General features: G+C 73.2%; 19 protein-coding genes. 13 read left to right on the plus strand and 6 right to left on the minus strand.

Features of this window, described 5'->3' with window-relative positions; all coding sequences use genetic code 11:
• The first annotated feature begins 30 nt into the window (after positions 1 to 30).
• The 3 genes from ACFY7C_RS22425 to nudC are packed head-to-tail and all read left to right on the plus strand — an operon-like array spanning position 31 to position 5,903.
• On the plus strand, positions 31 to 3,435 hold the full coding sequence (locus ACFY7C_RS22425) for a UvrD-helicase domain-containing protein (protein WP_389653407.1): 3,405 nt from the start codon (positions 31 to 33) through the stop codon (positions 3,433 to 3,435).
• A gap of 10 nt (positions 3,436 to 3,445) precedes the next feature.
• The gene (locus ACFY7C_RS22430) at positions 3,446 to 4,903 is read left to right on the plus strand and encodes a dipeptidase (RefSeq protein WP_389653410.1); all 1,458 of its coding nucleotides are present in this window, start codon (positions 3,446 to 3,448) and stop codon (positions 4,901 to 4,903) included.
• A 52-nt stretch (positions 4,904 to 4,955) separates the two neighbouring features.
• Positions 4,956 to 5,903, plus strand: a complete 948-nt coding sequence (gene nudC / locus ACFY7C_RS22435) for an NAD(+) diphosphatase (RefSeq protein ID WP_389653413.1) — start codon at positions 4,956 to 4,958, stop codon at positions 5,901 to 5,903.
• Positions 5,904 to 6,043: 140 nt separating this feature from the next.
• Here the strand turns inward: nudC and ACFY7C_RS22440 are convergent, their stop codons facing one another.
• Together ACFY7C_RS22440 and ACFY7C_RS22445 are read right to left on the minus strand one after the other, a co-directional pair.
• Positions 6,044 to 6,406, minus strand: coding sequence for a DUF1304 domain-containing protein (locus ACFY7C_RS22440; RefSeq protein ID WP_389653416.1), 363 nt, complete (start codon positions 6,404 to 6,406; stop codon positions 6,044 to 6,046).
• Between the two features lie 105 nt (positions 6,407 to 6,511).
• Positions 6,512 to 6,769, minus strand: coding sequence for a mycoredoxin (locus tag ACFY7C_RS22445; RefSeq protein ID WP_389653419.1), 258 nt, complete (start codon positions 6,767 to 6,769; stop codon positions 6,512 to 6,514).
• Positions 6,770 to 6,921: 152 nt separating this feature from the next.
• Between ACFY7C_RS22445 and ACFY7C_RS22450 the strand changes: the two genes are divergently transcribed.
• From ACFY7C_RS22450 to ACFY7C_RS22470, 5 genes are all read left to right on the plus strand, one after another.
• The gene (locus tag ACFY7C_RS22450; RefSeq protein WP_389653422.1) at positions 6,922 to 9,099 is read left to right on the plus strand and encodes an ATP-dependent DNA helicase UvrD2; all 2,178 of its coding nucleotides are present in this window, start codon (positions 6,922 to 6,924) and stop codon (positions 9,097 to 9,099) included.
• A 117-nt stretch (positions 9,100 to 9,216) separates the two neighbouring features.
• On the plus strand, positions 9,217 to 9,615 hold the full coding sequence (locus tag ACFY7C_RS22455) for a hypothetical protein (protein WP_389653425.1): 399 nt from the start codon (positions 9,217 to 9,219) through the stop codon (positions 9,613 to 9,615).
• A gap of 172 nt (positions 9,616 to 9,787) precedes the next feature.
• The gene (locus ACFY7C_RS22460) at positions 9,788 to 10,156 is read left to right on the plus strand and encodes a WhiB family transcriptional regulator (protein ID WP_389653428.1); all 369 of its coding nucleotides are present in this window, start codon (positions 9,788 to 9,790) and stop codon (positions 10,154 to 10,156) included.
• On the plus strand, positions 10,153 to 10,509 hold the full coding sequence (locus ACFY7C_RS22465; RefSeq protein ID WP_389653431.1) for a hypothetical protein: 357 nt from the start codon (positions 10,153 to 10,155) through the stop codon (positions 10,507 to 10,509). The genes ACFY7C_RS22460 and ACFY7C_RS22465 overlap by 4 nt, the downstream gene beginning before the upstream one ends.
• Before the next feature lie 98 nt (positions 10,510 to 10,607).
• Positions 10,608 to 10,790, plus strand: a complete 183-nt coding sequence (locus ACFY7C_RS22470) for a hypothetical protein (RefSeq protein ID WP_389653433.1) — start codon at positions 10,608 to 10,610, stop codon at positions 10,788 to 10,790.
• 36 nt (positions 10,791 to 10,826) lie between these two features.
• Here the strand turns inward: ACFY7C_RS22470 and ACFY7C_RS22475 are convergent, their stop codons facing one another.
• Together ACFY7C_RS22475 and ACFY7C_RS22480 are read right to left on the minus strand one after the other, a co-directional pair.
• Positions 10,827 to 12,182 (minus strand): ABC1 kinase family protein, encoded by a 1,356-nt coding sequence (locus ACFY7C_RS22475; RefSeq protein WP_389653436.1) that lies wholly within the window; start codon positions 12,180 to 12,182, stop codon positions 10,827 to 10,829.
• A gap of 40 nt (positions 12,183 to 12,222) precedes the next feature.
• Positions 12,223 to 13,380, minus strand: a complete 1,158-nt coding sequence (locus tag ACFY7C_RS22480; RefSeq protein ID WP_389653439.1) for a ThiF family adenylyltransferase — start codon at positions 13,378 to 13,380, stop codon at positions 12,223 to 12,225.
• Between the two features lie 152 nt (positions 13,381 to 13,532).
• Here ACFY7C_RS22480 and ACFY7C_RS22485 point away from each other — a divergent pair, with 152 nt between their 5' ends.
• The 4 genes from ACFY7C_RS22485 to ACFY7C_RS22500 all read left to right on the plus strand — a co-directional run bounded on the left by ACFY7C_RS22485 (position 13,533) and on the right by ACFY7C_RS22500 (position 17,321).
• Entirely contained in the window at positions 13,533 to 14,108 is a 576-nt protein-coding gene (locus tag ACFY7C_RS22485) for a M48 family metallopeptidase (protein ID WP_389653442.1), read from the plus strand.
• 114 nt (positions 14,109 to 14,222) lie between these two features.
• On the plus strand, positions 14,223 to 15,851 hold the full coding sequence (locus tag ACFY7C_RS22490; RefSeq protein WP_389653445.1) for a TerD family protein: 1,629 nt from the start codon (positions 14,223 to 14,225) through the stop codon (positions 15,849 to 15,851).
• Between the two features lie 14 nt (positions 15,852 to 15,865).
• On the plus strand, positions 15,866 to 16,546 hold the full coding sequence (locus ACFY7C_RS22495) for an AIM24 family protein (RefSeq protein ID WP_389653448.1): 681 nt from the start codon (positions 15,866 to 15,868) through the stop codon (positions 16,544 to 16,546).
• Positions 16,547 to 16,565: 19 nt separating this feature from the next.
• Positions 16,566 to 17,321: an AIM24 family protein gene (locus ACFY7C_RS22500; protein WP_389653451.1), complete on the plus strand. Its 756-nt coding sequence runs from the start codon at positions 16,566 to 16,568 to the stop codon at positions 17,319 to 17,321.
• A 119-nt stretch (positions 17,322 to 17,440) separates the two neighbouring features.
• Here ACFY7C_RS22500 and ACFY7C_RS22505 read toward each other — a convergent pair whose 3' ends face one another.
• Together ACFY7C_RS22505 and ACFY7C_RS22510 are read right to left on the minus strand one after the other, a co-directional pair.
• Positions 17,441 to 17,968 (minus strand): NUDIX hydrolase, encoded by a 528-nt coding sequence (locus ACFY7C_RS22505; protein WP_389653453.1) that lies wholly within the window; start codon positions 17,966 to 17,968, stop codon positions 17,441 to 17,443.
• Positions 17,965 to 19,413: a zinc-dependent metalloprotease gene (locus tag ACFY7C_RS22510; RefSeq protein WP_389653456.1), complete on the minus strand. Its 1,449-nt coding sequence runs from the start codon at positions 19,411 to 19,413 to the stop codon at positions 17,965 to 17,967. The genes ACFY7C_RS22505 and ACFY7C_RS22510 overlap by 4 nt, the downstream gene beginning before the upstream one ends.
• Before the next feature lie 210 nt (positions 19,414 to 19,623).
• On the opposite strand from ACFY7C_RS22510, the gene ACFY7C_RS22515 reads away from it, so the two are divergent.
• Positions 19,624 to 20,733, plus strand: a complete 1,110-nt coding sequence (locus tag ACFY7C_RS22515; protein ID WP_389653459.1) for an SDR family oxidoreductase — start codon at positions 19,624 to 19,626, stop codon at positions 20,731 to 20,733.
• Positions 20,734 to 20,778: the final 45 nt, after the last annotated feature.

Below are 20,778 nucleotides of genomic sequence, written 5' to 3' on the forward strand. Positions count from 1 at the left end.
TTGTCAGTCCGCCCCGTTAGCCTCTTTGGGGTGACCGCACGCATCACCGACCCCGAGCAGCTCAAGGAGCTGCTCGGCATCCCGTTCACCCCGGAGCAGACGGCCTGCATCATCGCGCCGCCCGCCCCGCAGGTCATCGTGGCCGGAGCCGGCTCCGGCAAGACGACGGTGATGGCCGCCCGGGTGGTCTGGCTGGTCGGCACGGGCCAGGTCGCCCCCGAGCAGGTCCTCGGCCTGACCTTCACCAACAAGGCCGCCGGCGAGCTCGCCGAGCGCGTCCGCACCGCCCTCGTCCGCGCCGGCGTGACGGACCCCGACGTCCTCGACCCCGACGATCCGCCCGGCGAGCCCCGCATCTCCACCTACCACGCCTTCGCGGGGCAGCTGCTCACCGACCACGGCCTGCGCATCGGCCTGGAGCCCACCTCCCGGCTCCTCGCCGACGCCACCCGCTACCAGCTCGCCGCCCGCGTCCTGCGCGAGGCCCCCGGCCCGTATCCCGCGCTCACCCGCTCCTTCCCCACCCTCGTCGGCGACCTCCTCGCCCTCGACGCCGAGCTCAGCGAACACCTCGTGCGGCCCGAGCGCCTCCTCCGTCACGACTCCGAGCTGCTCGACGAACTGGCCACCGCCAAGCTCACCAACGCCGACCTGCGCAAACTCCCCGAGGCCGCCGCCGCACGCCGCGAGCTCCTCGACCTCGTCGTCCGCTACCGGGCCGCCAAGCGCTCCCGCGACCTCCTCGACTTCGGCGACCAGATCGCGCTGTCCGCCGAGCTCGCCACCACCCGCCCCGAGGTCGGCGCGATCCTCCGCGACGAGTTCCGGGTCGTCCTCCTCGACGAGTACCAGGACACCTCCGTCGCCCAGCGGCTGCTCCTCGCCGGTCTCTTCGGGCAGGGCACCGGGCACGCCGTGACCGCCGTCGGCGACCCCTGCCAGGCCATCTACGGCTGGCGCGGCGCCTCCGTCGCCAACCTCGACGACTTCCCCGAGCACTTCCCGTACGGCGACGGCACCCCGGCCACGCGCCACGCCCTCTCCGAGAACCGGCGCAGCGGCGGCCGCCTCCTCGACCTCGCCAACGGCCTCGCCGCCCCGCTGCGCGCGATGCACGCCGGTGTGGAGGCGCTGCGGCCCGCGCCCGGCGCGGAGCGCGACGGCAGCGTCCGCATCGCCCTCCTCCCCACCCACGCCGAGGAGATCGACTGGCTCGCCGACTCCCTCGCCCACCTCGTCCGCACCGGCACCGCGCCCGGCGAGATCGCCGTCCTGTGCCGTACCGCCACCGACTTCCCCGCCATCCAGGCCGCCCTGGTCGCCCGCGACGTCCCCGTCGAGGTCGTCGGACTCTCCGGCCTGCTCCACCTGCCCGAGATCGCCGACCTGGTCGCCGTCTGCGAGGTCCTCCAGGACCCGGGCGCCAACGCCTCCCTCGTACGACTCCTCACCGGCCCCCGCTGGCGGATCGGCCCGCGCGACCTGGCCCTCCTCGGCCGCCGCGCCCGGCTCCTCGTGCACCGGCCCGGCGATGAGGCCGCCGACGCCGACCAGCGGCTCGCCGCCGCCGTCGAGGGCGTCGACCCGGCCGAGGTGATCTCCCTCGCCGACGCGCTCGACACCTTCCTCGACTCCGGCGGCGGCGAGGACGACGGGCTGCCGTTCTCCGCCGAGGCGCGGGTCCGCTTCGCCCGCCTCGCCACCGAGCTGCGCGCCCTGCGGTCCTCGCTCGCCGACCCGCTGATGGACGTGCTGCACCGGGTGCTCGCCGCCACCGGCCTCGAGGTCGAGCTCTCCGCCTCCCCGCACGCCCTGGCCGCCCGCCGCCGCGAGACCCTCGGCAACTTCCTGGACATCGCCGCCGGCTTCGCCTCCCTCGACGGCGAGGCCACCCTTCTCGCCTTCCTCGGCTTCCTGCGCACCGCCGCGCAGTACGAGAAGGGCCTGGACAACGCGCTGCTTGGTGGCGAGAACACGGTCAAGGTGATGACCGCCCACAAGTCCAAGGGCCTGGAGTGGGACGTGGTCGCGGTGCCCGGCCTGGTCACCGGTCAGTTCCCGTCGACCCGTGCCCGCGAGTCCTGGCCCGCCCAGCCCCAGGTCCTCCCGCACGCCCTGCGCGGCGACGCGGCCACGCTGCCGCGGCTGGACGCCTGGGACGCCGCCTCCCTGAAGGCCTTCAAGGAGGACCTGCGCGACCACCAGCACACCGAGGAGCTCCGCCTCGGCTATGTGACCTTCACCCGCCCCCGCTCCCTGCTGCTCGGCTCCGCCCACTGGTGGGGCCCCGCCCAGAAGAAGCCGCGCGGCCCCTCGGACTTCCTGGCCGCGCTGTACGACCACTGCGCGGCCGGCCACGGCGAGATCGAGGCCTGGGCGGACCCGCCGGAGGAGGGCGCGCAGAACCCCCTGCTCACGGCCGAACTCGCGGACCAGGCCTGGCCGCTGCCCCTGGACAAGGAGTCGCTCGCACGACGCCGGGAGGCGGCGGACGCGGTGCTGACCCGCCTGTGGGCGGCCGTCACCCCGCAGGGCGCTGAGGCCGCCCCCGCACACGGCCACCGGGACCCGGACCCCGACGACCTCTGGCTCCCGGAGGACCTGGAAGAGCCTTCGTACGACGAGGACCGGGACGAGCCGGACCCGCACGTCCCGGCCCCCGAAGAGCCCCACGTGCCCGCCCCCCGGACGGAGGCCCGGCTGGCTCTCACGCCGGAGGACGCCCGCACCATCGCCTCCTGGGACCGCGATCTCACCGCCCTCACCGCCGAGCTCCACCGCTCGCGGGCGACCACGCGGGACGTCGTCCTGCCCGCCTATCTGTCGGCCTCCCAGGTGCTGCGGCTCGCCGCCGACCCCGACGGTTTCGCCAAGGAGCTGGCCCGGCCCATGCCGAAGCCGCCGCAGCCGGCCGCCCGGCGCGGCACGCGTTTCCACGCCTGGGTGGAGTCCCGGTTCGAGGAGCTGCCGCTGCCCATGCTCGGTCCGGACGAGCTGCCCGGCGGCGAGGAGTTCGCGGGCGAGCCGGAGATCCTGGACGAGCGGGACCTGGACGTGCTCAAGGAGGCCTTCGACCGCACGCCCTACGCCCGCCGCACCCCGTACAAGGTCGAGGTCCCCGTCCACCTCTCCCTCGCGGGCCGGGTGGTCCGGGGCCGGATCGACGCCGTCTACCGGGACCCGGACACCGGCGCGTACGAGATCGTCGACTGGAAGACCAGCCACCTGCGCAACGCCGATCCGCTCCAGCTCGCGATCTACCGCCTCGCCTGGGCCGAGCAGCACGGACTCGACCCGGAGGAGGTCGCCGCGGCCTTCGTGTACGTGCGGACGGGGGAGGTCGTACGGCCCTCGCGGCTGCCCGGCCGGGCCGGGCTCGAGGCCCTGCTGCTCGGGGCACCGGCCGACGGCGGAGCGGGTTCGGGCGCCGGATAGGCTCGGTGGCATGAGCGAGACCCCGGACAGCGCCGTCCACCCCGCAGGCACCGAGACCGAGACCGTACGCGCGTACATCGAGCGGCACCGGTCCGCCTTTCTCGACGACCTCGCCGAGTGGCTGCGGATCCCGTCCGTGTCGGGGCAGCCGGAGCGGGCCGGGGACGTGCGGCGCAGCGCCGCGTGGCTGGTCGCCGCGCTGAAGGAGACCGGTTTCCCGACCGCCGAGGTCTGGGAGACCGACGGGGCGCCGGCGGTTTTCGCCGAGTGGCCGTCGGACGACCCCGACGCGCCGACCGTGCTCGTCTACGGTCACCACGACGTGCAGCCCGCGGCCCGCGAGGACGGCTGGCACACGGATCCGTTCGAGCCGGTGGTCGTCGACGGCCGGATGTACGCGCGGGGCGCGGCCGACGACAAGGGCCAGGTCTTCTTCCACACCCTCGGGGTCCGCGCGCATCTCGCCGCCACGGGCCGCACCGCGCCCGCCGTCCACCTGAAGCTGCTGGTGGAGGGCGAGGAGGAGTCGGGCTCGACGCACTTCCGCGCCCTGGTGGAGAAGCAGGCCGCCCGGCTCGCGACCGATGTGGTGATCGTGTCCGACACCGGCATGTGGTCCGAGACCACCCCGACCGTGTGCACCGGCATGCGCGGGGTCGCGGACTGCGAGATCGACCTGTTCGGGCCGGACCAGGACATCCACTCCGGTTCCTTCGGCGGCGCGGTGCCGAACCCGGCCACCGTCGCCGGCCGGATCGTCGCCGCGCTCCACGACGCCGACGAGCGGGTCGCGATCCCCGGCTTCTACGAGGGCGTCACCGAGCTCTCCGCCACCGAGCGGGCGCTCGTCGCCGAGCTGCCCTTCGACGAGGACGCCTGGCTGGCCACCGCCAGGTCCCACGGCACCCTCGGCGAGCGGGGCTACTCCACCCTGGAGCGGGTCTGGGCCCGCCCCACGGCCGAGGTCAACGGCATCGGCGGCGGCTACCAGGGCCCCGGCGGCAAGACCATCGTCCCCGCCTCCGCCCACCTGAAGCTCTCCTTCCGGCTCGTCGCCGGGCAGGACCCTGACCGGATCGAGACCGCCGTCCGCGACTGGCTGGCCGGCCTGGTCCCCGCCGGCATCCGGTACGAGATCGTGTTCGGCGCCCCGACCCGGCCCTGCCTCACCCCGCTCGACCACCCGGCCCTGAAGGCGGTGGCCGGCGCGATGAGCCGGGCCTTCGACGGCGCCAAGGTCCGCTACACCCGCGAGGGCGGTTCGGGACCGGCCGCCGACCTGCAGGACGTCCTGGGCGCGCCGGTGCTCTTCCTGGGCATCTCGGTTCCGTCCGACGGCTGGCACGCCCCGAACGAGAAGATCGAGCTCGATCTCCTCATGAAGGGCGTCGAGACGACCGCTCATCTGTGGGGCGACCTGCCGACCGCCCTTCACGACGCCGAGCGCCCGGGGCCCGGCCGGCCATGATCCGGCGGCAGGCCCTGACCCACACACCGATCCGGGGGAGTTGGAAGCACCTGTGAGCACCCTGAACAACGCGTCCGCGGACCGCCCGATCTCGCTCACCGCCCCGAGCGGGATCGACCGCGCCGCCCACCACCGCCTCGACGAGGCGTGGCTCGCCGCCGCCTGGAGCCACCCGACGACCCGGGTCTTCGTGGTCTCGGGCGGCCAGGTGCTGATCGACGACACGCCCGACGGCCGGACCGAGCTGGTCATGACGCCGGCGTTCGAGGCCCCGGTCACCGAGACCCACCGCTATTTCCTGGGCACGGACGCCGACGGCGTGTCCTACTTCGCGCTCCAGAAGGACAGCCTGCCGGGCCGCATGGACCAGTCCGCGCGGCCGGCCGGCCTGCGCGAGGCGGGCATGCTGCTGTCGCCGCGGGACACCGGTCTGATGGTGCACGCGGTCGCGCTGGAGAACTGGCAGCGGCTGCACCGCTTCTGCTCGCGCTGCGGCGAGCGCACGGTGGTCGCGGCGGCCGGGCACGTCCGCCGCTGCCAGGCCTGCGGCGCCGAGCACTACCCGCGCACCGACCCCGCCGTGATCATGCTGGTCACCGACGACCAGGACCGGGCGCTCCTGGGCCGCCAGGTGCACTGGCCCGAGGGCCGTTTCTCCACCCTCGCGGGCTTCGTGGAGCCGGGCGAGTCCATCGAGCAGGCGGTGGTGCGGGAGGTCTTCGAGGAGGCGGGCGTCACGATCGGCGAGGTGGAGTACATCGCCAGCCAGCCGTGGCCGTTCCCGTCCAGCCTGATGCTGGGCTTCTTCGCCCGGGCGACCTCGGCGGAGATCAACGTGGACGGCGAGGAGATCCACGAGGCCCGCTGGTTCTCGCGCGAGGACCTGGCCGCCGGCTTCGAGTCGGGCGAGGTCCTGCCCCCGTACGGGATCTCGATCGCCTCCCGTCTGGTCGAGCTCTGGTACGGCAAGCCGCTCCCGAAGCCGGGCGACCTGGCCTGAGTCGGTAGGCGGGCGACGGGTTCCCGACCCGGCGCGGCGCGCTCGGGTCCGGGATGGGTCCGGACCGTAAGCGGAATGCGAGATCGTCCCGGTGCCCGGCACCGGGACGATCTGTTTTCGGCCATCGGCGGCCGGCGGGCTCAGTGGGCGGCGATCACCAGCGCGAGCGCGATCACCGCCGGGACGGTCTGGACGAAGAGGATGCGACGACTCGCGGTGGCCGCCCCGTAGACGCCCGCCACGGCCACGCAGACGAGGAAGAAGACCCGCGCCGCGAAGGCGACCGGCTCGTCCGCCACGGCGCCCCAGACCAGACCGGCGGCGAGGAAGCCGTTGTAGAGACCCTGGTTCGCGGCGAGCACCTTCGTCTCGGCGGCGAACTCGGCGGTCGTGCCGAAGGCGGCCCGGGTGCGCGGGGCGGTCCACAGGAACATCTCCAGGACCAGGATGTATGCGTGCAGTGCGGCGACGGCCAGTACGGCCACGGTGGCGACGATCGACATGCCCCCATGATCGACCCGGCGGGTCCCGCAACGCCGGACCCCGGCCGGGCCGTGGGCCGACCGGGGTCTCGGAGCGGGTCGCGAAGGGCGCCCGCGAAGGGCGCGTCAGGCGGCGAGGGCCTGCTTGACCTGGGCCAGGCTCGGGTTGGTCATGACGACCTCGTCGCCGCCGGCCGTCGGGACGATGCGGACGGTCGGGACGGTCTGGTTGCCGCCGTTGGCCTGCTCGACGAAGGTCGCCGACTCCGGGTCCTGCTCGATGTTGATCTCCGTGTACGCGATGCCCTCACGGTCCAGCTGGCTCTTCAGCCGGCGGCAGTAGCCGCACCACGTGGTGCTGTACATCGTCACAGTGCCCTGCATGGCCAGGCGCTCCTCAAGTTCGCGGGTGGATGCGATGAGGAAGAACGTACGCCTTCGGCCACCCATTCCCGGAACCGTGTTCGTATGACCGGCGCCACCCGCCTGTGGACAACCCGCCGCACCGACCCCCTCGGACCTGGCAGCATGGCGGGGTGACAGCAGCAACGCACTCCCCTCTTTTCCCGCAGGTCCCCGAGTCGGCCGACGCGGTGCTCGACGGGCTCGACCCGGAGCAGCGCGAGGTCGCGCTGGCCCTGCACGGCCCGGTGTGCGTCCTCGCCGGAGCCGGTACGGGCAAGACCCGCGCGCTCACCCACCGCATCGCCTACGGGGTGCGGGCGGGCATACTCGCGCCCGCCAGTGTGCTGGCCGTCACGTTCACCAACCGCGCCGCAGGAGAGATGCGCGGCCGGCTGCGCCAGCTCGGCGCGGGCGGCGTCCAGGCCCGCACGTTCCACTCCGCCGCCCTCCGCCAGCTCCAGTACTTCTGGCCGAAAGCAGTCGGTGGCGAGCTGCCCCGGCTCCTGGAGCGGAAGATCCAGCTGGTCGCCGAGGCCGCGGCCCGCTGCCGGATCCGGCTCGACCGGAACGAGCTGCGGGACGTCACGAGCGAGATCGAGTGGGCCAAGGTCACCCAGACCGTCCCCGCCGACTATCCGGCCGCCGTCGCCAAGTCGGTCCGCGACGCCCCCCGCGACCCCGCCGAGATCAGCCAGATCTACGCGATGTACGAGCAGCTCAAGCGCGACCGCGACGTGATCGACTTCGAGGACGTGCTGCTGCTCACCGTCGGCATCCTCCAGGACCGCCACGACATCGCCGACCAGATCCGTCGGCAGTACCAGCACTTCGTGGTCGACGAGTACCAGGACGTCTCCCCGCTCCAGCAGCGGCTGCTCGACCTGTGGCTCGGTGACCGCGACAGCCTGTGCGTGGTCGGTGACGCCAGCCAGACGATCTACTCGTTCACCGGCGCCACCCCCGACCACCTGCTGAACTTCCGGGTCCGTCACCCCAACGCCACCGTGGTCAAGCTGGTCCGTGACTACCGCTCCACCCCCCAGGTCGTCCACCTGGCCAACGGGCTGCTCAGCCAGGCCCGCGGCCGGGCCGCCGAGCACCGTCTCGAGCTGATCTCCCAGCGCGACCCCGGCCCCGAGCCCGTCTACACGGAGTACGCGGACGAGCCCGCCGAGGCCGAGGGCACTGCCCGCCGCGTCCGCGACCTGATCGGCGCCGGCGTCCCGGCCGGCGAGATCGCCGTGCTCTACCGGGTCAACGCCCAGTCGGAGGTCTACGAGCAGGCCCTCGCCGACGCCGGCGTGCCCTACCAGCTGCGCGGCGCCGAGCGCTTCTTCGAGCGCCAGGAGGTCCGCGAGGCGGGCGTGGCGCTGCGCGGCGCCGCCCGCGCCGGGGGGAACGACGCGCTGCTCGACGACGCCGAGGACCTGCCCTCCCAGGTGCGGGCCGTGCTCTCCACCAAGGGCTGGACCACCGAGCCGCCGGCCGGCTCCGGCGCCGTCCGGGACCGCTGGGAGTCGCTGGCCGCGCTCGTCCGGCTCGCCGAGGACTTCGCCCGGGCCAGGCCGGGGGCCACCCTCGCCGACCTGGTGACCGAGCTCGACGAGCGGGCCGCCGCCCAGCACGCCCCCACCGTCCAGGGCGTCACGCTCGCCTCGCTGCACGCCGCCAAGGGCCTGGAGTGGGACGCCGTCTTCCTGGTCGGCCTCACCGAGGGCATGATGCCGATCACCTACGCCAAGACCGACGAGCAGGTCGAGGAGGAGCGCCGCCTGCTGTACGTGGGCGTGACCCGGGCCCGGGTGCACCTCAGCCTGTCCTGGGCGCTGTCCCGTTCCCCGGGCGGCCGCGCCTCCCGCCGCCCCACCCGCTTCCTCAAGGGGCTGCGGCCCGGCTCGGGCTCCCTCGGCGCGGCGGGCGCGGGCGGCGGCGGAGGCATCGAGCGGGGCAGCGGCTCCGGGCGGCGCAAGCGGCGCGGACCGGTGCAGTGCCGGGTCTGCGGCGCCACGCTCACCGAGGCCGGCGAGATGAAGCTGATGCGCTGCGAGGGCTGCCCCTCCGACATGGACGAGGGCCTGTACGAGCGGCTCCGGGAGTGGCGCTCGGAGCAGGCGCGGGAGCTCGGCCAGCCCGCTTATTGCGTGTTCACCGACAAGACGCTCATGGCGATCGCCGAGCGCGTGCCCGGATCCGACGGGGAGCTCGCCGCGATCTCGGGGGTCGGCGCCCGTAAGCTGGACCGCTTCGGCGCCGATGTTCTCGCCATCTGCGCAGGTGAGGTGCCCGGAGGAAGCGACGACGAGGCGTGACGAAAACTCGTGGGAAAAATAGTTTGCGCCCGCCCCGTCAAGCCCCATAGGTTCTTAACCACGGAAACAGCGGCTTCTTCGAAGCCCTGTCTTCGTGCTGTACTTGTCCAATAGAAGATGAGGGTCCGGCTCACCCCGAGCCCTCCGAGACGCCGAGAGGAGGCGATTCCAGTGATCAGCACCGTCAAGAACATCCAGACCAGCACCGCCAAAATGACCGATCGCTCGGTCGTCTCCGCCTGCACGCTCGGCCTCTCCGCCTTCGCGTCCTCCACGCTTCTTGGCAGTGGTCTGTCCGGCGCTGGCCTGCCCGTTCTCGGCATGCCCGGTCTCCTGATGGATCGCCCGGAGCGCAATGAGCGACCGACCAAGGCACTGGAAGCAGGAGTGGTGGGCAAGGCCCAGGCCCCGGCCTATGGCTTTGCGGCGACCGGTGCCGGTATTGAGCAGCAGACGACGCAGCACCACACGATGTGGGCCTTCCGTGGGCTCGAACCCTGGAGTGATCCAGCCTGATCGACGATCAGGCCGGCGCCTTCAGGGCCGCGGAACCCCATCAGGGATCCGCGGCCCTTCTGTTTGTCCCCGAACGGGGCTGACGGAGCGAGGGGGCCTCGGGACCAGCAGAACCGGTACCACCCGAAACCCCGGCCAACAGGCCGGAACGACCAGACGAGGAAGAAAACCCGTGCAACTCGAAGCGCACGCCCCGTCCGTACCGCCTTCCGAAACGATCCCCCCGCCCGGCCTCACGGAGGACTCCGCCTTGACCCCCCTCACCGCGCTCACCGCGCTCGACGACGCCATCGAGAACCTCGGTGTGCCCGTCCCCTGCCGCTCGTACGACCCCGAGGTCTTCTTCGCCGAGTCCCCGGCCGACGTCGAGTACGCCAAGTCGCTCTGCCGGACCTGCCCGCTCATGGCGGCCTGCCTCGCCGGCGCCAAAGAGCGCCGCGAGCCCTGGGGCGTCTGGGGTGGAGAGCTCTTCGTCCAGGGCGTGGTCGTGGCCCGCAAGCGGCCCCGTGGCCGCCCGCGCAAGAACCCGATCGCGGCATGACCGCCATCACCTGGGGGGCGACCCCCAACCTCACGCGCACCGGAACCATTGACCGCCCCCTCACGCACGATCCCCAGAAGCAGGCCCCGATGACCACGTCCGCCCACGAGCCCTCCGGCTCCGCGACCCCAGACGTTTCGATCAGCGGCGCGAACCGCTCGCGCCAGAACAGGACCCGTGAGATGCAACTCATCCCAGAAGCCCTGGCCCGTGCTCATATGCACGACCGCCTGCGGGAAGCCGACGCGGAACGCCAGGCCGTGCGCCTGGTCGCCGCCCGGCGGATGCAGCGGCGCGCCGAGCGCGTGTCGATGCGCGCCCGCCGCGCGCTCGCCATGGCCGTCATGCACTGAGCCAGGCAGACTCCCAGCCGCGGGGGCCGGTCCGAACGGACCGGCCCCCGCGGTGCGTTGCCCGCCGCGCGGGCGCTCGCCGGGTTATCGTCACCAAGGTGAACGACGCCACCGCCCCCGAGCCCCTCTACGTGTGCGCCCGCTGCGGCAGGACCGCACCGGAACTGCCCGTGACCTGGACCTGCTCGGTGGAGAACGGCACCCGCCAGTACTTCTGCGAGGACTGCGCCCGCGCCAACATCAGGGCCATCGAGGGCCGCCTCGACTCGTCCTGGTGGTGAGCGGCCCGCTCAGCGCTCAGACCCTCTCAGGCCCGCTCAGTCCGTGTCCGCCTCCACGAAGCCGGGCAGCCACTCCTCCAGCTCGTCCCGCAGCCGCACCGTCGCGCCCAGCTGACACAGCACCCCGATCGTGCTCAACGTCACACGGTGTATCAGCAGATACGAGGGCGGCAGATTGAGCTGCTTGCCCAACTGGTGTGCGGGGGAGCGGAGATCGGCGAGCCGGGCGGCCTGGGCGCGCAGCCAGCCGCGGGTGAAGCCGAACGCTTCCACCTCGGCCGGCTCGATGATCGGCAGCAGGTACTCCAGGACCTCGTCCGGGTCGAGCGCGACGGACTCCTTCACGAAGCCCTCCGCGCACAACAGCTCGTAGACCCGCTCCGCCCGCCCGGCCAGCGTCATGCGCAGACAGGTGCCGATCGTCTCGGGAAGGCCGCCCGGCAGCCGGTCCACGGTGCCGAAGTCCAGCACGCCGAGCCGCCAGGAGCCCGCCGGGTCGCCGTCCTCGCCCTCGGGCCCGGGCAGCAGCCGGAAGTTTCCCGGATGCGGATCGGCGTGCAGCAGACCGGTGCGCGCGGGCCCGGAGAACAGGAAGCGGGCGAGCAGCTGCCCGGCCCGGTCCCGCTGCTCCTGCGTGCCGTCCGCGATCACCTCCGACAGCGGGACGCCGTCCATCCACTCCGTCACCAGCACCTGGTCCGACTGGTGCACCACCGCCGGCACCACCACGTCCGGGTCGTCCGCGAACTCCTCCGCGTGCGCCCGCTGGGCCGACGCCTCCAGGCCGTAGTCCAGCTCCTCCGCGACCCGGTCCCGCAGCTCTTTGATCAGCGGTTTGATGTCCATGCCCGGGATCAGCGGTCCGAGCAGCCGGGCGAACCGGCTCAGCTGCGCCAGATCCGACAGCAGGGCGTCCCCCGCCCCCGGATACTGCACCTTCACCGCGACCTCGCGGCCGTCGTGCCACACCGCCCGGTGGACCTGCCCGATCGAGGCGGCCGCGGCCGGCTTGTCCTCGAACTCCAGGAACAGCTCCCGCCACCCCTCGCCGAGCCGCTCCTCGAGCACCGCGTGCACGGTCCCCGTCGGCATCGGCGGAGCGGCGTCCTGCAGCTTGGTGAGCGCCGCCCGGTAGGGCCCGGCCACCTCCTCGGGCAGCGCCGACTCGAAGACGGACATGGCCTGCCCGAACTTCATCGCCCCGCCCTTCAACTCGCCGAGCACACGGAACAACTGCTCCGCCGTGCGCTGCTGGAGCTCCCGAGCGACGATCTCCGCCGACTTCCCGCCGATGCGCTTTCCCAGGCCCCAGGTGGCCCGCCCGGCGAAGCCGAGCGGCAACGCGGCCAGTTTGGCGGTCCGTGTGACCGCCTTCCGGGGAAGATCAGACATGTGCCCTCCAGGTCCCAGACTGCCGTGCCACGCGGTGTCGTTACCCCGCCATTGTGTCGTGCGCACTCCGGGACGCGGAGACACGCTCCCCTTCCGTGCCGCGGCGCGCCCCGCACGGACACGCCGGGTGGGCCCGCACCGGCGCCGAGCGCCACTCGAGCAGCGGCAGCGACACCTCCCAGCGGGCGCCCACGCTCGACGGCAGGTCCCCGTCCAGGAACGCCAGGGCGTGCGCGGCGGCGAGCCCCGCGACCGCCGTCGCGAGCCCCACGTCGCAGGCCGGCAGCGGATGGGGAGCGCCGGAGCGCCACTGGGCCGGCAGGCGCGGCCAGACCGGCTCCCGGTCGGTCCGCTCCCGCTGCATGCACCCCGCGCACGCGGTCCCGCCCGGCAGCACCAGCGGGCCCACCACGCCGGTGGCTTCGAGCACGCCCGCGTACAGATGGGGCGTCCCGGTGGCGAGCCAGCTCTCGGCCGGCAGCGGATCGGGCACATAGGCTCCGAGGCCGTCCCGCGGGGTCACCACGATGAGGGACAGCCCCGGCTCGCCGCCGCCGTCACCCGGTGCGGCACGGCCCTCGCCGGTCGGCCGCCCGCCCGGAGCCGCCCGCCGCACGAGCCGCCGGGCCGCGACCGCCCGGCGCTCCCCGACCGCCTCGGCCGGCAGCCCGGCGGGCGAGACCTCCCAGGGGGCGACGGTGCCGGAGTCCAGGACCTCCACCCGCCCGACGCCAGCCGCCGACAGCAGCGCCGCCACCGCCGCGCCCACCCTTCCCGCCCCGCGCACCTGGACCCGCAGGGCCCGCCGCGCGGCCAGGGCCCGCGGCGCCCCGTCCGGTGCCCGGTGGACGACGGACAGCGAGGCGAGGTCCGCGCGCACCGGGTCGAGCTCCGCGTCCGCGCGGTCCCGCGGCCCGCCCGGTGGTCCGGCGGGCGGCCGCACCGACGCGTCGGCGATCAGTCCGGCGTCGGCGAGCCGGCCGATCAGGGCCTCGAGACGGCCGTCCGCGAGGCCGAGGGCCCGCGCCTCCGCCCGCAGCAGCTCCATGCCGCGCGTCCCGTCGAGCAGACCGATCAGACTGCCGGTGGTCGTGTCGACCGGCCCCAGGACCACCGCGTGCGCCGGCGTCACCCCGAACTGCACGTACTGCAGATTCCGCCAGGCACGCCGCAACGCCGGTTTCACCATCGGATGCATGACCCCACCCCGTAAACGATCTTTCGCTCGTCCTTCCGCAGCTCAGATTGCCTGGGTGGTGCGAGTGGCGCGGAAAGTTGTCCACAGGGCGAGGGATTAATCATTCGAATGGTGCGGGACTTCCCGCGCTGACAGCGGGTAACGTCGGGGCCGTGCCGGCCGACCCACAGCGCAGCGTGACAAGCAGACCGCCCCGCGGCTCGGGGACGAGTGCGGTCGAGGTCCGCAGGAGCTCCCGCCGGAGCCGGACGGTCTCCGCCTACCGCGAGGGCGACCGGACGATCGTGCTGATCCCGGCCCGGATGTCAGAGGCCGAGGAGCAGCGCTGGGTCACCGTCATGCTGGACAAGCTCGCCGCCCAGGAGAGCAAGAGCGTCCTCGGCGACCGGGAGCTGACCGAGCGCGCGGAACGCCTGTCGGAGCAGTACTTCGGCGGCCGGGCCCGCCCCACCTCGGTCCGCTGGGTCACCAACCAGAACACCCGCTGGGGTTCCTGCACACCGTCCGAGGGCAGCATCCGGCTCTCCCACCGGCTCCAGGGCATGCCCGAGTACGTCGTCGACTACGTCCTGTGCCACGAGCTCGCCCATCTCCTCGTGCCCGGCCACGGACCGCGGTTCTGGCGGCTCCTGGAGGCCTATCCGCGCACCGAGCGGGCCCGCGGCTACCTGGAGGGCGTGGTCGCCGCCGCCCGGCTGCCGCAACTGCCGGACGCACGCGGAGAGTGACGCCGTCCTGCTGCGGTTCTGTACCGAACGCGTACGGGCTTGCCCCAATGTCACGAGCAGCCGTTAGCCTGGCGCGACGCATTCGTAATTCGGGATGGGGGACGGTCGTCACATATGGCCAGGGAATTCCAACGCGGCCACAAGGCCAAGATCAGTGATCTCACGGCGGGAACCGATCTGTACGTGGGCGTGCAGATCGCGGGGCCCGGGCTGACCTTCGACATCAGCTGCTTCGGCCTGGACGCGAACGAGCGGCTCTCCGACGACCGCTACTTCGTCTTCTTCAACCAGCCCAAGTCGCCGGAGGAGTCCATCCAGCTGCTCGGCGCGCAGTCCGGCGACACCGAGTCCTTCCGGGTCACCCTCGACCGCGTCCCCGCGCACATCCACAAGCTGTCGTTCACGGCGACGATCGACGGCGCCGGGCAGATGTCTCAGGTCGGCCCGGGCTGGATCCGGATCGTCGCGGGCGGCGAGGAGGTCGCCCGATACGCCTTCACCGGTGCGGAGTTCTCCACCGAGCGCGCGGTGATGCTGGGCGACTTCTACCTGAAGGACGTGTGGCGGTTCGCCGCCGTCGGCCAGGGCTTCGACGGCGGCCTGGAAGCGCTGCTGAAGAACTTCGGCGGCGAGGTCGCCGAGGAGCAGCCCGCCGCGCAGCAGGCCCCGGCCGCCGCCCCCGGCTTCGCGCCGCCGCCGCAGTCCGCCGCGCCTCCGGCGTTCGGCGCGCCCGCCGCGCCCCAGGCGCCCGCCCCGGCCCCGGCCCCGGTCCCGGCGCCCGCACCGGTGCACGCGACGCCGACGATGGCCGCCCCCATGGCGCCCCCGGCGCCTGCCCCCGCGCCCGCGCCGGCTCCGGCCGCGCCCGCTCCCGGGCCGTACGGACAGCCCCCGCAGCCCCCGCAGTTCGGCCAGGTGCCCGGTCAGGTCCCCGGGCAGATGCCGGGTCAGGTCCCGCCGCCCGGAGCCCCCGCGCCCTACGGCCAGCCGGCCCCGGGCCCGTACGGGCAGCCGCAGTTCGGCCAGGTCCCGCAGCAGCCCGGCATGCCGCAGGGCGTTCCCCAGGGCGTGCCGGCCACCGGTGCCGGGCTCGCCGCCGCGCTCGCGCCGTACAAGGAGACGCCGACCGGCACCCGCTGGACGCCGCAGAACCAGCAGCTCATGCGGGTCGACCTGGCCATGGGCGGCGTGCCCGTCCTCGCCCGGCAGGGCTCCATGGTCATGTACCAGGGCAAGGTCGAGTTCGCCCACAAGGGAGCCGGATTCACCGGCCGGATCGTCGGCAACGCCACCGGCCAGGAGATGGAGCTGATGCGCTGCTCCGGCCGCGGCCAGGTCTTCCTCGCCGAGGGCGGTGCCCACCTCCACCCGATCGAGCTGCAGGGCGACGCCATCTGCGTCTCCGCCGAGAACGTGCTCGCCTTCGACGAGTCGCTGCAGTACGAGGTCCGGCGCATCGAGGGCCACGGCATCCCCGGCGGCGCCCTGTTCACCATGCAGTTCCAGGGCACCGGCACCGTCGTCGTGAAGACCCACGGCATCCCGGTCGTCCTGCCCGTCACGCCGACCACCTTCGCCGACTGCAACGCCGTCGTCGCCTGGTCGGCCGCCTCCCAGGTCATCCTCTCCAGCCAGGTCAGGCTGCGCCGCAACGCCTACCCCGGCCACAGCGGGGAGACCGTCAACCTCCAGTTCCGGGGCGCCCCCGGCAACTTCATTGTCGTCCAGCCCTACGAGGTCTGAGGGAGCCCGGAACCATGAACCAGCAACTCGCGGGCTACGCCCCGACCCCGATCACGGCACGGATGGAGAACCACGGCCGTTCCATGCTGAAGGTCGCCATGGCCTCCGGCCAGGACCTGTACGCGCGCACCGGCTCGATGGTCGCCTACGAGGGCTTCATCAGCTACGAGCCCAACCCGCCCGCCGTGCGCCAGGTGGCGCAGGCATGGGCCACCGGCGAGGGCGCGCCGGTCATGAAGTGCTCCGGTGACGGACTGCTCTACCTCGCCGACTACGGCGCCGACGTCGTCGTGATCAACCTCCAGAACGACTCGATCTCCGTCAACGGCACCAATGTGCTCGCCTTCGACGCCCACCTCCAGTGGGGCGTCGAGCGGGTCAAGGGCCTCGCCAAGTTCGCCGGCCAGGGCCTGTTCAACGTCGAGATCGCGGGCACCGGATGGGTCGCCCTCACCTCGCGCGGCACGCCGATCGTCGTCGACTGCGGCCGGGGCGAGGACGAGACGTACGTCGACCCGGACGCGCTCGTCGCCTGGTCGCCGAATCTGAAGGTCAAGGGCAAGCGCAGCTTCAAGGCCTCCTCCCTCATCGGGCGGGGCAGCGGCGAGGCCTTCCAGATGGCCTTCTCGGGCCAGGGCATCGTCGTCGTACAGCCGAGCGAGGACAGCACCGACCGCCTGCGGGTCCGGGGCTGAGGGGGAGCGAGAACACACCATGCAGAGCCCGCTTTTCAACCACGCGGAACAGCAGAGCCAGGAGCGCTACGTCGTCCAGAACCCGCAGCTGCTGCGGGTCACCCTGGGCGGCTCGGACGACATCCTGGCCCGCAAGGGCGCGATGGTCGCCTACCAGGGCCTCGTCGACTTCGACGGCGAGTACCAGACGCCGAGCCAGCGCCGGGCCCGAGCCCGCACCGGTGAGGGCCTCGACCTGATGCGCTGCTCCGGGCAGGGCACGGTCTACTTCGCCAACCTCGCCCAGTACATCCACGTCGTGGACGTCGAGCAGGAGGGCCTGACCGTCGACAGCTCCTACGTCCTGGCGCTCGACTCGACGCTGCACACCGAAGTCATCGCCGTGGACAGCCAGTACGGCATCTCCGGCACCGGCAAGTACCAGCTGAACATCTCCGGCCGCGGCAGGGTCGCCCTGATGACCTCGGGCCAGCCGCTGATGATGGCGGTCACCCCGGAGAAGTACGTCAGCGTCGACGCGGACGCCATCGTCGCCTGGTCCACCGGGCTGCGGGTGCAGATGCAGGCCCAGACGGTCAACAGCAGCGTGATGCGCCGCCGCGGCAACACCGGCGAGGGCTGGGAGCTCAGCTTCCTCGGCCAGGGCTTCGCCCTGGTCCAGCCGAGCGAGGTCATGCCGCCGCAGAACGCCGCCGTCGGGCAGGGCCTCGCCGCCCAGTTCGGCGCCGGCCAGCACGGCTCGCGCGCCCAGAACCAGAACAACGCCTGGAACTGACCGCCGCGACACGGCCCGGGCACACGGCCCGGGCACACCGTCCGGGCACACGGCACAGGCTCACGGCACACGCGTAAGGGGCGGCCTCCCAGGGAGGCCGCCCCTTACGCACGGTGTGCTCAGCCCAGCCGGGCCAGCGTCCCCTCCAGGAGCCGGACCACCGACGTGTCCGCCACGCCCGCCACCTCGTCGTAACCCAACCAGCGAAGGTCCAGCGACTCGTCGCTGATCTCCGCCGCCGCCCCGGCCGGCGCGAGCGCCGCGTACTGCACGTCCAGGTGCCAGTGGCACGGCGCCGGGATCGGATGCCGGTCGAGCCGCACCGGTCCGCCCGGCAGCAGCGTCAGACCCGTCGCGATCCCCGACTCCTCCCGGGCCTCGCGCAGCGCCGCCGCCTCCAGGCTCGTGTCGCCTGGCTCGCAGTGCCCGCCCATCTGGAGCCACATGCCCAGCTTCTTGTGCAGGGTCAGCAGCACCTGCCCCCGCGAGGGGTCGATCACCAGCGCGCTGCTGGTGAGGTGACCGGCCTCGCAGGGCTTGTACATGCCGTCCGGATGGGCGGCCAGGTGCTCCAGATAGACATCACGGAGCTCCGGCTGGTCCTCGTACCCCTTGAGCACCAGGACCGCGTCGTCGTACAGGCTCACTTCTGGGTGTCGTCCTTGCCCTCGTCGCCGTCGCCGTCGCCCTCGGAGCGGCCCTCCGCCGCCTCGCCCAGCATCTTGTCGAGCTCGGAGAAGTCCAGGTGCTCGCGGTGGACGAAGCCGTCCGGGTCGTCCAGGTCCGTCGCGGTCGGCAGCATGTCCGGGTGCTCCCACAGGCCGTCGCGGCCGTCGACCCCGCGCGCGTCCGTGAGCGAGGCCCACAGCCGCGCGGCGTCCCGCAGCCGGCGCGGACGCAGCTGCAGACCGATCAGCGTGGCGAAGGTCTGCTCCGCGGGGCCGCCCGTCGCCCGGCGCCGGCGCAGCGTCTCGCGCAGCGCGTCCGCCGAGGTGAGCCGGGACTTCGCGGCCTCGTGCACCACCGCGTCCACCCAGCCCTCGACGAGCGCGAGCGCCGTCTCCAGACGGGCCAGGGCCGCCTTCTGCTCCGGGGTGTCCTCCGGCTGGAACATGCCCTGCTGGAGCGCCTCCTGCAGCTGCTCGGGGTGGCTCGGGTCCAGCTGACCCACGGCCTCCTCCAGCTTGGAGGTGTCGACCTTGATCCCGCGGGCATAGCCCTCGACCGCACCGAACAGGTGCGAGCGCAACCACGGCACGTGCGCGAACAGCCGCTGGTGGGCGGCCTCGCGCAGGGCCAGATACAGCCGGACCTCGTCCGACGGGACACCCAGGTCCTTCCCGAAGGCCGCCACGTTCAGCGGCAGCAGCGCCGCCTTGCCGGCCGGGCCGAGCGGCAGGCCGACGTCGGTCGAGCCGACGACCTCGCCCGCGAGCACGCCCACGGCCTGACCGATCTGCTGGCCGAACATGGCGCCGCCCATGGAGCGCATCATGCCGATCAGCGGGCCGGCCATCGCCTGCATCTCCTCCGGCAGCACGTCACCCATCGCCGCGCCGACCCGCTCGGCGACCGGGTCGACCAGCTGCTGCCAGGCCGGCAGGGTCGCCTCGACCCACTCGGCGCGGCTCCACGCCACGGCCGTGCCCGCGCCCGAGGGCAGCGAGGTGACCTGGTCGAGCCACAGGTCGGCGAGACGCACCGCCTCCTCGACCGCGGCCTTCTCGGCCGGGCCGACGCTCTCGTCCTTGGCGCCGTCGGGCGTGCCCTGGGCGACGACCTGGCGGGCGATCTGCTTGGCCATCTCCCAGTTGACCGGCCCGCCCTCGTAGCTGAGCATCTGGCCGAGCTGCTGGAAGGCCGCGCCCAGGTCCTGCGGGTTCATCGAACCGAACATCGCGGCGAACGGATTGTCCGCGCCGCCCGGCCCGCCCATGCTCATGCCCATGCCCGGGAAGCCGAAGCCGAACGGATTGCCGCCGCCCTGGCCACCGGACCCCTGGCCACCTCCGGCGGGGTCCTTCTTCTTGCCCTCGTCGCCGTGCTCCGGCTCCTCCGGCGGAAGGCCGAATCCGAATGGGGTGTCACTCACAGGTTTCCTCGGCTCGTCAGGCCGCCGGCTTCCTGCCGACGGCGGGCTCTCGGCTCGGCTCGCCTCCCCGACTCCACACCACCAGCGTAGACATCCGCACCGGATCCGGGCTCGGTGCTCCGCCGGGCCGTGGCCTGGGGCAGGATGGACGCCACCTGGTACGTACGCGTCATTCGGGTACGTACTGAAGACAACCGCTGGAGACGCCCGGTGAGTTCCCCAGATCCTCAGGTTCGCGCAGCGCGAAACCCCTCCACCCGGTCCGCCGCGCGCGGCCCCGTCGTCGCGGTCACCGGTGCCGCGTCCGGCGTCGGCGACCTGCTGACCCGGCGCCTGGCCGCGTCCGAGGAGGTCAGGCAGGTCGTCGCGATCGACGAGCGCCGCGGCGAGGTGCCCGAGGCGCGCTGGCACATCCTCGACGTGCGCGACCCGGCCATCGCCGAGAAGCTGCGCGGCGCGGACGTCGTCGTGCACCTCGCCGTCGACCTCGACCTGGAGACCGACCCCGCCGCCCGCTCGGCCTACAACGTCCGCGGCACCCAGACCGTGCTCACCGCCGCCGCCGCGGCCGGGGTGCACCGGGTGGTCCTGTGCACCTCCGCCATGGTCTACGGCGCGCTGCCCGACAACGACATCCCGCTCTCCGAGGACGCCGAGCTGCGCGCCACCGCCGAGGCCACCGGCGTGGGCGACCTCCTGGAGATCGAGCGCCTCGCCCGCCGCGCGCCCCGTGCCCACCCCGGGCTCAACGTGACGGTGGTCCGCCCGGCCGTCCTGGTGGGCGGCACGGACACCGCGCTGACCCGCTACTTCGAGTCGCCCCGGCTGCTCGTCGTCGCCGGATCCCGCCCCACCTGGCAGTTCTGCCATGTCGACGACCTGGTCAGCGCCCTGGAGTACGCGGCCCTGGAGAAGGTCGACGGCGAGTTCGCGGTCGGCTGCGAGGGCTGGCTCGAACAGGAGGAGGTGGAGGAGCTGTCCGGCATCCGGCGCATGGAGCTGCCCTCCGCGGTGGCCCTCGGCGCCGCGGCCCGGCTGCACCGGATCGGCCTGACCCCCTCCCCGGCGGGCGATCTCGCCTACACCATGCACCCCTGGGTGGTCAGCGTCGGACGGCTGCACGACGCCGGCTGGCGGCCCCGGTGGACCAACGAGGAGGTGCTCGCCGCGCTCCTGGAGGAGGTGGAGGGCCGGCACACCGTCGCGGGCCGCCGGCTCGGCCGCAAGGACGCGACGGCGGCGGGCGCGGCCGGTGCCACGGTGGCGCTGCTCGGCACGGCGGCCCTCGTCCGGCAGATGCGGAAGCGGCGCGGTCTGTAGGACCCTCCTACGGAGGGTCCGCTCTTGCCGGTCGAAAACGCCATT

Source organism: Streptomyces sp. NPDC012769 (assembly GCF_042901205.1).
GTDB lineage: Bacteria > Actinomycetota > Actinomycetes > Streptomycetales > Streptomycetaceae > Streptomyces.

Coding starts and splice junctions, on each gene's coding strand:
- ACFY7C_RS22500 (WP_389653451.1), top strand. CDS start 16,566: ATGCAGAGCCCGCTTTTCAACCACGCGGAACAGCAGAGCCAGGAGCGC.
- ACFY7C_RS22475 (WP_389653436.1), bottom strand. CDS start 12,182: ATGTCTGATCTTCCCCGGAAGGCGGTCACACGGACCGCCAAACTGGCC.
- ACFY7C_RS22465 (WP_389653431.1), top strand. CDS start 10,153: ATGACCGCCATCACCTGGGGGGCGACCCCCAACCTCACGCGCACCGGA.
- ACFY7C_RS22480 (WP_389653439.1), bottom strand. CDS start 13,380: ATGCATCCGATGGTGAAACCGGCGTTGCGGCGTGCCTGGCGGAATCTG.
- ACFY7C_RS22445 (WP_389653419.1), bottom strand. CDS start 6,769: ATGCAGGGCACTGTGACGATGTACAGCACCACGTGGTGCGGCTACTGC.
- ACFY7C_RS22440 (WP_389653416.1), bottom strand. CDS start 6,406: ATGTCGATCGTCGCCACCGTGGCCGTACTGGCCGTCGCCGCACTGCAC.
- ACFY7C_RS22490 (WP_389653445.1), top strand. CDS start 14,223: ATGGCCAGGGAATTCCAACGCGGCCACAAGGCCAAGATCAGTGATCTC.
- ACFY7C_RS22495 (WP_389653448.1), top strand. CDS start 15,866: ATGAACCAGCAACTCGCGGGCTACGCCCCGACCCCGATCACGGCACGG.
- ACFY7C_RS22430 (WP_389653410.1), top strand. CDS start 3,446: ATGAGCGAGACCCCGGACAGCGCCGTCCACCCCGCAGGCACCGAGACC.
- ACFY7C_RS22455 (WP_389653425.1), top strand. CDS start 9,217: ATGAGGGTCCGGCTCACCCCGAGCCCTCCGAGACGCCGAGAGGAGGCG.